Source organism: Streptomyces sp. NPDC053560 (assembly GCF_044544605.1).
Classification (GTDB): Bacteria; Actinomycetota; Actinomycetes; order Streptomycetales; family Streptomycetaceae; genus Streptomyces.
Map to the genome: position 1 here is coordinate 229,729 of NZ_JBITXI010000004.1, position 10,564 is coordinate 240,292.

Consider the following 10,564-nt stretch of genomic DNA (forward strand, 5'->3'; position numbering starts at 1 on the left):
CTTTCGGCTCCGGGCTTCCGGCTCCGGACTTCCGGCTCCGGACTTCCGGCTCCGGACTTCCGGCTCCGGGCTACGTCACTCCACCCCCCGGCCGCCCCTCCCCCGCGTACACCCCGAACTCCTCCATCAGCTCTTCCTCCTGGAGGAGCGTGGCGCGTACCTCGTGGCCTCGGAGCTGGGCGACGCCGGCCGCCAGGGCCTGGACGAGCGAGGTGAACGCGGTCACCGAGCGCAGGACGGAGGGGCCGGCGGCGTCCACGTAGAAGGCCTGCTGCGCGGTGGCGGCGAGTGGGGAGGAGGGATTGTCGGTGAGGGCGATGCAGTGGGCGCCGCGGTCGTGTGCCCAGGCGGCGGCGCGTACGGTCTGGGCGCTGTAGCGGTGGATGGAGACGGCCACGAAGCAGTCGCCCGGGCGGACCCGGCGCAGGTCGTCGGTGAGGGTGCCGGTCCCGGGGGTGACGGTGGCGACGTCCTCGCGCAGCATGCGCAGCAGGTAGCCGAGGAGGTACGCGGGGGCGTGGCACTTGCGCAGGCCCATGACGTGGACGCGCGGGGCCTCGGCCAGTGCTCGTACGGCGGCGTCCCAGGTGTCCTGGGGGATGCGGGCGAAGGTGCGGGCGATGTTGGCGCGGTCCAGGGCGACGGAGCGTTCCAGGAGGTCGCCGTCGTCGGTGCCGAGTTGTTCGAGGTTGTCGTAGCGGCGGAGCAGCTGGGCCTGTTCGCGGAGGTGGGCGCGGCAGAGGCGGGTGAGGCCCGGGTAGCCGTCGAGGCCGAGGCCCGCGGCGAAGCGGACGACGGTGGCTTCGTTGACGCCGACGGCCGAGGCGAGTTCGGAGACGGTCATGAAGGCGACGCCTTCGGGGTCGGCGAGGAGCCGGTCGGCCAGGAGGCGCTGGGAGCGGGTGAGGGTGTCCGTTCGGCGCTGCAGTTCGGCGACGAGTTCGCCGTAGGTCTGCGGTGGGTGCGAGGGGCGGGACGGTGCGGGGGCCATGGCAGGGATTCTCTCGTACGGGGCCGCGCCGGCCGGGGCGACGGGCACGGCAGACACAACAGGCCGCCCGGGCCGGGCACGGGTCCGGGCGCCACCCGGGCACTCAGACGAGGTCGCCCCGGGCGTAGGCCGGCAGCGGCAGGGTGGCCGTGCGTCCGTCGGTGCCGCGTACGGTGATCCGGTCCTCGGTGAGGTCGGCGACGGCGGTGCAGAGGGTCATCAGGGGGTCGGTACCGGCGGCGGTGCGGTGCACGCCGTGCGGCAGGGGCGCGCCGGTCAGGACGTCGAGGAACCAGTCGGCGCCGGGTTCTTCCTCGGGGACGGCGAGCCGGTCCAGGACCGCGCCGCGCGCCACGCTCTCCTCGTACTGGCCGAGGCTGCGGGCGGCCCGCGCGGCGTCACCGCTCACAAAGGCCTCGCGGGTCCCCGCAGGGGCATCGCCGGTCGCGAGAGCGGTACCGGTCGCAGGGGCGTCGCCGGGGTTGTCCAGTGCGGCAGGCAGGCGGCGGAGGTGGTTGGTGTGCCACTGAAGTGGTGCGCGGGGGCCGACTTCGTGGGCGGCGGTGCGGCCTGCGACGCTCTCGACGATCACGACGCGGCCGGTGGCGGCTTCGCCGAGGGTGTAGGCGAAGCCGCCGGCGGCGGGGTGGGTGGTGAGGTGGTGGAGGGCTTCGTCGAGGGTGCGGGCCTGTTGCAGGGCGCGGGCGACGAAGTGGCGGCCGGGTGCGTCGGCGGGGGTGGTGGCCTGGAGGTGGTTGATGCCCCAGACGAGGCCGTGGCCGGTGGCGGTGAAGGTGTTGGCGGGCAGGAAGCCCGGGTACCACTGGACGGTGACCGGTGCTTCGCCGTCGATGCGCAGGGTGAGGAGCATCAGGCGGCCGTCGAGGGCGGGGGCGCCGTCCTCGTTGTGGGCGACACGGGAGCGGGTGCGGCGCCAGCCGAGGTCGGTGCAGCCGGTGCCGTCGTCGGTACCGAGGTCACCGCGGAGGTTGGCGAGGAGCAGGTCGTGGAAGGGCACGCCGGCGCCGGCGGCCAGTTCCCGGAGTTCGGCGAGCTGGACGGGCCAGTGTTTCTCGGTGCGGCGCAGCAGGCGTTCGGCGCGTGCGCGGCCGGGGCCGTCGGCGGTGCGGGCGCGGAGTGCGGCGCGTTCGGGCAGGGCGTCCTGGACGGCGCGGATGTCGGCGCGGGTGGTGTCGCCGAGGGTGCGGAAGACGGCGGACCGTTCACCGGCCAGGACCAGCCATCGCAGTCCGGCGAGCTCCTGCTCCCTGACCTCCGCACCCATCGCGCGCCCACCTCTCGTGACGTAATCAGAATTGCAAAGTCATTAGCCTACGCAATCTCTATTGCACCGCGCCGCTTGCCCCCGCCCCTCACACCTCCCGCCTCTCATACCTCCCGCACCTCACACCTCCCGCACCTCGAACCCGTCCAGGACGCATTCCGCCGTCCCGTCCTCCCCCGTCTTCCGGAGCCCCACCCACGCCTCGCCCTCCCCCGGCGCGGTGAACTCGTAGGAGAGGACGGTGGGCCGGGTGGCGACGGGCAGCGGCTCGCTGCTCAGCTCCCGCGCCGCCGGCACGTCGACGGCGGTGATCCAGGCGTACTGGTCCGCCTTCTCGTTCTCGTACCGGAAGGTGACCCGGTAGCGGCGGCCCGGCGCGAAGCGGACGGTGTGCGGCACCGTGCGGTACACCAGTCCCTTGTTCTCGCCGCGCGACTTCAGCGACTGGCTGCCGTCGATCACGTCGTCGACGGCCTTACCGTTCCAGCCGCGCTGGGTGTAGGGCGCGTGGCGCTGGGCGATGTGGGTGCGCGGGTCGTTCGCGCCGCCCGCGTCGCCCTTGACGAAGACGCCCCAGCCCTGCGGTACGTGCTCGAAGTCCTCGTATGCGAGGGTGCCGGGCTTCGTCGTGTGGACGGCCGGGACGACGCGTACGTTGTCGAAGCGGACGCGGGCCCGGCCCGCCGCGGCCTTCAGGGACAGCGTCACGGGGCCGCCGCCCTCGGGGACGGTGAAGCGGGTGAACATCCGCTGGAAGCGGGTGCCGTGCTTGCGGTCGGCGCCCACGAAGTTGCCTGCCGTGGAGGTCTCGGTCCAGTTGACGGCGGTGACCCCGTCGGCGGTGCGTACGGCCAGTTCGGCCCGGCGCCGCTCCCCCGCCTTCTCGCCGACCTCGACCTGGACGGATGCCGCGTACGTGCCGGGCGCGAGGCGGTGCAGGCGGCGGGCCACCGTGGCGGCGGTACCGGCCCCGATGACCAGTTCGTAGTCGCCCGGCGCGCTCGCGCGTACCGCCGCCGGGCCGGTGACCTGCCAGCCGTCGAGCGTGCCGGAGTGGAAGCCGGGGTCGGGCAGGGGCGTGCCCTCGCCCCAGCCGGGCGCCTCCTGCGCCGCGGCCCGCCGCTGGTGGACGACGTAGGGGGCGCCGGCCGCCGCGTCGAGGGTGATCTTGCCGCCCGTGACCGGCAGCCGCCGCTCGTCGGCCCGGCCCTGGTCGGTGAGGCGGTACAGGTACACCGTGCCGGTCCGCCAGCCGCGCGGCAGGGTCCAGGTCGTCGTGCCGCCCGCGGGGTTGTAGTGGTAGAGCTTCTGCGGGTCGGTGGCGCGGCGCGGTTCCCACGGCAGCAGATAGGTGCCGTCGTCGTACACCAGCCGCCCGTCCGTGGTGATCCGCCGCTTGCCGCCGTCGGCGTCGGAGACGGCCGTACGGGTCGGACCCTCGAAGGTGATCTCGTGCTCGCCCCAGGTCCTGACGGGGTACGCCTGGAGGTACTTGGCGGGCAGCGCGTCCCGCCAGATGATCTCGTAGAAGGCGTGCCAGTCGGTCTTGCCGACCCAGCCTTCGAAGTTGCCCATGCGGGGTGCGCCCAGGAGGGTCGGCCACTTGTCGGCGAAGACGTCCTTGTGGTGGTTGCGGAGGAAGCGGATCAGCTTGCTGTTGATGCCGCGGGAGGTGTCGCCGCCGTAGTCGGTCTCGTTGGCCCAGTGCGACCAAAGGGAGGAGCGTTCCAGGCCGTGGCCCCATTCGGTGGTGATCTGCCAGCCCTGGTCGCGGAGGTGGCGCTGGAGGCGGTCGGAGTTCCAGCCGGACTCGCGGAAGACGTCGATGTAGAGGGTGTTCAGGGCCGGGTCGGTCTCGTCGCGCAGCTGCTGGAAGCGGGCGGCGATGTCGCCGGAGACCAGATCGCGGCGGGCGTCGATGCGGTACGACTGGTCGAGCCAGTCCCACTGCTCGTCCGTCTTGTCCACCAGCTTCTCGGAGAAGGCGTGTGCGACCGGGTAGGACTCGGTGGCGTTGACGTGCACGGCGAAGTCGCTGTTCCACTTCTTCCCGGCGCGGACCAGCGCGTTGAGGTCCTTGAGGCCGCCGGCCCGTTCGTTGTGGTTGCCGCCGTAGTCGGGGTGCGCGGAGTCGTGACCCTCGGACTGGTAGCCCTTGAGGAGGGTGAACTGCCGCAGCCCGTCCGTGGCGAGGGAGATCCGCTTGACGTGGTCGAGGGTGGCGAGGAACGGGTTGGTGGCCTGGCTGGCGAAGTTGAACGGGATGTGCGGGACGACGCGGAGGTGCTGCTCGTCGGCGCCGAGCGGCTCGACCATGATGTCGCGCAGCGCGATGGCGGCGTCCTGCCAGTCGACGCGGCCGTCGCCGTTGCGGTCGCGGGTGAGGATCACGGTGGCGTACGGCAGCGGTTCGGTGGCATCGACGGGGGCGGTCGCCGCGCGGTGCGTCCACTGGCCGCAGGCCAGGCGCGCCTCGGTGTGGCCGTCGCGGCGTACGGTCTGCCGCCACAGTCGGCCGTTCTCCCAGGTGGTGGCGCCGGTGGGCTGGTCGTACACGGTGTTGGTCTCCAGCGCCGCGGCGAGCTCGTCGGTGGCGACGACGGCGTACGCGCAGCCGAGGGGTGCGGGGTCGGCGGGCGTGGCGTCGGTGACCTGGACGAGGGTGTCGCCGCTCTTGGCCTTGTCCAGTTCGACGCGGGCCGCGAGGAGGGTGGCGCCGGGCTGGTCGCTGCGGACGCTGAGGAGCGCGAGCGCGGGGATCTGGAGGGTGCCGACGCGCAGCGCCGCGGTGTCGGCGATCCGCGTGACGCGCCAGTCGACCTGCCATCCGTCGACGGTGACCGTCACGTCGATCTCGGTGCCGCCGTCGAAGGCGAGGGTGTAGGCGATGCGGTCAGCGGAGGGCCGGGCAGTGACCTTCGGCGTCCGGGCGGTGCCGTCGATGACGATCTCGGTCAGCGGCTCGGTCTGGCCGTGCAGGACGGCGCCGGTGCCGGTGTCGGTGTAGGCGATGACGCGGGGGAAGGCGGTGTCGACGCGGACCTGGAGGCGGTCGGAGCGGAGTACGGCCTCGCCGGCGCGGGGTGCCGCGTGGGCGGTGCCGGCGCCGAGGGGCAGGGCGGTGCCGAGGGCGGCGAGGGCGGTGGTGGCGACGACGGTCCTGCGGCTGGGCCCGTGCCCGTCACCTGTGTGTCCGTTCACGCGCACTGTCCTCCTTCGCACCGGCGGTCCTGTCGCGCACAGCGTGCTGCCCGTGCGTCGGGTGCGCCCATGGACAAAGGAGGGACAGGTGTTGGACTAACGGAGGGACGGCGTGGGGCAGCGGAGGGGCGGAGCCGGGACGGATGGGGGCGGGACGGCGGAGAGGCGGAGGCGGACCGCAAGGGCCGGGAGCGGCGGAGGGGCGGTGCCGCCGCACGCGGCACCGCCCCGGGCAGCGGCGTGGTCAGCCGCCGAGCTCGCCCGCGCCCTTCTTTATGTCCGCGGCGAAGGCGCTCACCTCGGTGTAGACGCCGGGCTTGCCGGGACGTGCGCAGCCCTCGCCCCAGCTGACGATGCCGACCTGGATCCAGTCACCGGCGTCGTCCTTGCGGAACATCGGGCCGCCGGAGTCGCCCTGGCAGGTGTCCACGCCGCCGGTGTCCAGCTTGCCGGCGCACAGCTCGTCGCCGGGGGTGAGGTCGGCGCCGTACGCCTTCTCGCAGGTGGCGTCGTCGATGAACGGCACCTCGGCCTTGAGGAGGTAGCGCTGCTGGGAGCCGCCCTCCTTGTCGGCGCCCCAGCCGGCGATGGTGAAGTCGCCGGTGTTGTAGGTGTCGTTCTCGGCGATCTTCAGGGTGGGGATGTTCTCGATCGGCTTGGCGAGCTTGATCAGGGCCCAGTCCTTGCCCTTGCCGTTGTAGCCCGGGGCCTGGAGGACCTCGGTGGACTTCACCTTCACGGCGGCGGAGTCCTTGAGGTCGACCACGCCGGCGGTCGCGGTGATGGAGGTGTCCTTGCCGCTGCCGTCCACGCAGTGCGCGGCGGTCAGCACGACGTCCTTGGCGTACAGGGCGCCGCCGCAGCCCATGGACAGGCGGATCATGAAGGGGAACTCGCCCTGCTGGGCGCGGGTGCCGCCGACGACCTTGGTCTCGTTCCCGCCGTCACGGGCGGGGGTGGCGGCGCCTGCGGTGCCGGGCTGGAGGCTGACGGCCGCGAGGGCCACGGCTCCGACGGCTGCGGCTCTCTTGAGGTGCTTCAGGTAGCTCAACGGGCTTCCTTTCGTGGGGGGTTGCGCGCCAAGACGGCTGTCAATGACGGGCCCATGCCAACACCGGAGCCGGTGTCCGCCGCCGGGAGGAACATCTGCGGAATCAATGGCGGCGCACGGAAAGGCGTCCGGACCCAGTGGGGGTGAGCCCGTAAAGCGCCCTGCGATTATGTGGAACGAGAGACAAGGGTGACAAGGGCATCCAACCGCTCAATTCCGTTGTACCCGGGGGCAGTACGCCCCATACCGCCCGGTCCCTCCTGCTCGTAGAGTGGTGGAGTGGCAGTGGGAGGCACCGGGCGTCCGGGCGGTCCCGGCAGCCCGGGCCGGTCGGCCGGCCCCGGCAGCGAGGTCGTGCACGGCTACCCGCATCTGGAAACGGTCCGCTCGGCCGTCACCGCGCTCTACAAGCGCCTGTCGTACGACACGGTGCGCACCTTCGACATGGCGGTGCCGCCCGTCGACGCGGCGTTCGCCGCCCAGGAGGACCTGCACCTGGGCGTGCAGCGGGTGGCCCGCACGATGGTGGCGCATCTGCGGCTGCCGGACGCCCGCATGATCGTCTCCTTCCGGACGATGCGGCACGCCGCCCACGTCGAACTGACCGCGGGCCCCGAGTACTTCATTGAACTCAACGACCGCTTCCGGAACCACCGCGAGGACATCGCCGCCGCCCTCGCCCACGAAGTGATGCACATCTACCTGCACCGCCTGGGCCTGTCCTTCCCCGGTACGCACGCCAACGAGATCCTCACCGACACCGCGACCGCCTACCTCGGCGCCGGCTGGCTGCTGCTGGACGCCTACCGGGAGCACGGCACCGCCTCGCAGAAGCTGGGGTACCTCACCCCCGAGGAGTTCGGGTACGTCCTCGCCAAGCGGGCGTTCTTCTTCGGCGAGGACCCCGCGCCGTGGTTCACCAGCCCGCAGGCGTACGACGCGTACCGTGCGGGGCGGCTGCGGGCGCTGCGGGACACTCGGCAGCCGCCGCTGGCCGCCGCCGGCCGGTCCGAGCGGCGGCGGTACGCCAAGGACCGGCGTGCGGCGCGCGTGCCGCGCGGCGCGCCCGGCCGACCGCCGGACGCCGGGTACGTCTTCGACGGGCCGGGGCCGCTGCGCGTCATCTTCCCGTGCCCGGTCTGCCACCAGCGCGTCCGGCTGCCGGTGCGCGGCCCGGTCCGCGCCCGCTGCTCGCTGTGCCGCACGGAGCTGGAGTGCGACACGTAGCGGTCGGCAGCGGGCCGCCCGCCGCGGCTGCAGCCAGTCGGTGTCCGGGGTGGCGGCGCGCAGGACCGCCGCCGCGTCCCGCAGCACCGGCTCGCCGTGCGGTACGCACACCGTCTCCAGCGGCATGAGCGACGCCAGCCGCCGGAAGGAGGTGACGGCCTGCTCCCGGTCGGCGGTATTCAGTCCTGCTGTCGTGGGCGGAGCACCGGGCGGAGGGCTTCCAGGACGGCGGGGTCCTCGACGGTGGCGGGGACCGGCTCGTCCACGCCGTCGGCGAGGGCGCGCATGCTGCGGCGCAGGATCTTGCCGGAGCGGGTCTTGGGAAGCGCGGGCACGATCACGGCCTCCTTCAGGGCGGCGACCGCACCGATCTCCCGGCGTACGGACTGCACCAGCTCGGCGGCGATCCGGTCGTGGTCGTCCGCGGCGCCGGCCTTGAGGACCACCAGGGCCCGCGGCACCTGGCCCTTGAGCGCGTCGGCGACGCCGATGACGGCGCACTCCGAGACCGCCGGGTGGCTCGCGAGGACGGCCTCCATCGCGCCCGAGGACAGCCGGTGTCCGGCGACGTTGATCACGTCGTCGGTGCGGCCCATGATGAAGACGTAGCCGTCCTCGTCGACGTATCCGCCGTCGCCGGTCGCGTAGTGGCCGGGGAACCGCGAGAGGTACGAGGAGACGTACCGTTCGTCGTCGTTCCAGAGGGTGGGCAGCGAGCCCGGCGGCAGCGGCAGCCGCAGCGCGACCGAGCCGTCCTGGCCGGGGGCGCACGGCTCCCCGTTCTCGTCCAGGACCCGCAGGTCGTAGCCGGGGACCGGCACGGTCGGCGAGCCGGGCTTGACCGGCATCGGGTCCAGTCCGCGCAGGTTGGCGGCGATCGGCCAGCCGGTCTCGGTCTGCCACCAGTTGTCGATCACGGGCACGTCCAGCACCCGGCTCGCCCAGTGGTACGTCCCCGGGTCCAGCCGCTCCCCCGCCATGAAGAGCGTGCGCAGCGAGCCGGTGTCGTGGCCGGCGAGGAGCGCGGCTTCGGGGTCCTCCTTGCGGACGGCGCGCAGTGCGGTGGGGGCGGTGAACAGTGCCTTGACGCGGTGTTCGGCGATCACCCGCCAGAAGGCGGCCGCGTCCGGGGTGCCGACGGGTTTGCCCTCGTACAGGACGGTGGTGGCGCCGGTCAGCAGGGGGGCGTAGACGATGTAGGAGTGGCCGACGACCCAGCCGACGTCGGAGGCCGTCCACCAGACGTCGCCGGGGCCGATGTCGAAGACGTTGGCCATGCTCCAGGTGAGGGCGACGGCGTGGCCGCCGTTGTCGCGGACGACTCCCTTGGGACGCCCGGTGGTGCCGGAGGTGTAGAGGATGTAGAGCGGGTCGGTGGCGGCGACGGGGACGCAGGCGGCGGGTGCGGCGGCCGCCATGGCTTCGTCCCAGTCCAGGTCGCGCTCGGTCATCTCCGCGCGTTCCTGCGGCCGTTGCAGGATGACGCAGTGGTCGGGCGTGTGCTCGGCGATGCCCAGCGCCTCGTCGAGCATCGGCTTGTACGGGAGGACGCGCTTGCCCTCGATGCCGCAGGACGCGGAGACGACGACCTTGGGCCGGGCGTCGTCGATGCGGACGGCGAGCTCCCGCGGCGCGAAGCCGCCGAAGACGACGGAGTGCACGGAGCCGAGGCGGGCGCAGGCCAGCATCGCGACAACGGCCTGCGGGACCATCGGCAGGTAGAGGACGACGCGGTCGCCTCTGCCGACGCCCAGGGAGCGAAGGACGCCGGCGAAGCGGGCCGTACGGTCCAGGAGTTCGGCGTAGCTGAAGTGCTCCTGCGTGCCGGTGACGGGGCTGTCGTGGATCAGCGCGGTGCGGTCGCCATGGCCGGCGGCGACGTGCCGGTCCAGGGCGTTGTAGCAGGTGTTGAGCTCGCCGTCGGGGAACCAGCGGAAGAACGGCGGGCGGTCCGCGGCCAGTACGCGGCCGGGTTTCCTCGTCCAGGTCACCGCCTCGGCCGCGGCTCCCCAGAAGCCTTCGGGGTCGGTGATGCTCTGTTCGTGCGCCGCACGGTAGGCACGCATCGTCGCGCTCACTCCTCGTCTCGGCCGACCGGCCGCGCAGGTCTCCGCTCACCCGCCCTGCCGGCGTCCTGGTCGGTCTTCGGGCGTCCACTGTGTCCTGTACGGAGCGCCGGAGGAAGAGGGGCGCACGGGCGGGTGGGGCGGGTGTGCGGTCGTACCGGTGCGGCGGCGGCCGGGACCGGTCGCGGCGGTGGGGCTTGGAGCGCACTCCAGCGCCTAGGCTCCCCGTTATGAGTCCTTCCATCGCCACCAACACCACCGTCGAACTCGCCGAGCTGCTGGAATTCGTCCGCCCCCGGCACCGCGCCATCCTGCTGACCCGCCGGTCGGACGGCACCCCTCAGGGCTCGCCGCTGACCTGCGGCGTGGACGACTCGGGCCGGATCGTCATCTCCACGTACCCCGAGCGCGCCAAGGTCCGCAACGCCCGCCGCGCGCCGTCCGTCAGCGTCATCGTCCTCTCCGACGACTGGAACGGCCCGTGGGTGCAGGTCGACGGCGAGGCCGAGGTCATCGACGCCCCGGACTCGGTCGAGCCGCTGGTGGAGTACTTCCGCAACATCTCCGGCGAGCACCCGGACTGGGACGAGTACCGCGCCGCGATGATCAAGCAGGGTAAGTCGATCATCCGCATCACCCCCCGCCGCTGGGGCCCCATCGCCACGGGCGGCTTCCCGGCGCGGCTGGTGGAGGACGAGGAGAGCTGAGCCGGGCCCGGGCCCGGCGGCGGCCCGGCCCGCCCG

7 protein-coding genes are annotated in these 10,564 nt (G+C 73.0%); 2 read left to right on the forward strand and 5 right to left on the reverse strand.

The window, feature by feature from the left end:
- Positions 1–70: 70 nt before the first annotated feature.
- From ACIGQF_RS10820 to ACIGQF_RS10835, 4 genes are all read right to left on the reverse strand, one after another.
- Complete coding sequence (locus ACIGQF_RS10820) at positions 71–991, reverse strand: MurR/RpiR family transcriptional regulator (RefSeq protein WP_399707986.1); 921 nt, start codon at positions 989–991, stop codon at positions 71–73.
- Positions 992–1,094: 103 nt separating this feature from the next.
- Complete coding sequence (locus ACIGQF_RS10825; RefSeq protein WP_399707988.1) at positions 1,095–2,276, reverse strand: C45 family autoproteolytic acyltransferase/hydolase; 1,182 nt, start codon at positions 2,274–2,276, stop codon at positions 1,095–1,097.
- A gap of 120 nt (positions 2,277–2,396) precedes the next feature.
- Entirely contained in the window at positions 2,397–5,477 is a 3,081-nt protein-coding gene (locus ACIGQF_RS10830) for an endo-alpha-N-acetylgalactosaminidase family protein (protein WP_399707990.1), read from the reverse strand.
- Between the two features lie 244 nt (positions 5,478–5,721).
- On the reverse strand, positions 5,722–6,528 hold the full coding sequence (locus tag ACIGQF_RS10835; protein WP_399707993.1) for a S1 family peptidase: 807 nt from the start codon (positions 6,526–6,528) through the stop codon (positions 5,722–5,724).
- Between the two features lie 285 nt (positions 6,529–6,813).
- On the opposite strand from ACIGQF_RS10835, the gene ACIGQF_RS10840 reads away from it, so the two are divergent.
- Positions 6,814–7,755 (forward strand): hypothetical protein, encoded by a 942-nt coding sequence (locus ACIGQF_RS10840; RefSeq protein WP_399708594.1) that lies wholly within the window; start codon positions 6,814–6,816, stop codon positions 7,753–7,755.
- Between the two features lie 179 nt (positions 7,756–7,934).
- Here the strand turns inward: ACIGQF_RS10840 and ACIGQF_RS10845 are convergent, their stop codons facing one another.
- The gene (locus ACIGQF_RS10845) at positions 7,935–9,821 is read right to left on the reverse strand and encodes a propionyl-CoA synthetase (protein WP_399707995.1); all 1,887 of its coding nucleotides are present in this window, start codon (positions 9,819–9,821) and stop codon (positions 7,935–7,937) included.
- Between the two features lie 230 nt (positions 9,822–10,051).
- Here ACIGQF_RS10845 and ACIGQF_RS10850 point away from each other — a divergent pair, with 230 nt between their 5' ends.
- Positions 10,052–10,528 (forward strand): PPOX class F420-dependent oxidoreductase, encoded by a 477-nt coding sequence (locus ACIGQF_RS10850; RefSeq protein ID WP_399707997.1) that lies wholly within the window; start codon positions 10,052–10,054, stop codon positions 10,526–10,528.
- Positions 10,529–10,564 lie beyond the last annotated feature (36 nt).

Excerpts from the sequence above, each read along its gene's own strand:
- ACIGQF_RS10845 (WP_399707995.1), bottom strand. The coding sequence starts at position 9,821 with ATGCGTGCCTACCGTGCGGCGCACGAACAGAGCATCACCGACCCCGAA.
- ACIGQF_RS10825 (WP_399707988.1), bottom strand. The coding sequence starts at position 2,276 with ATGGGTGCGGAGGTCAGGGAGCAGGAGCTCGCCGGACTGCGATGGCTG.
- ACIGQF_RS10820 (WP_399707986.1), bottom strand. The coding sequence starts at position 991 with ATGGCCCCCGCACCGTCCCGCCCCTCGCACCCACCGCAGACCTACGGC.
- ACIGQF_RS10850 (WP_399707997.1), top strand. The coding sequence starts at position 10,052 with ATGAGTCCTTCCATCGCCACCAACACCACCGTCGAACTCGCCGAGCTG.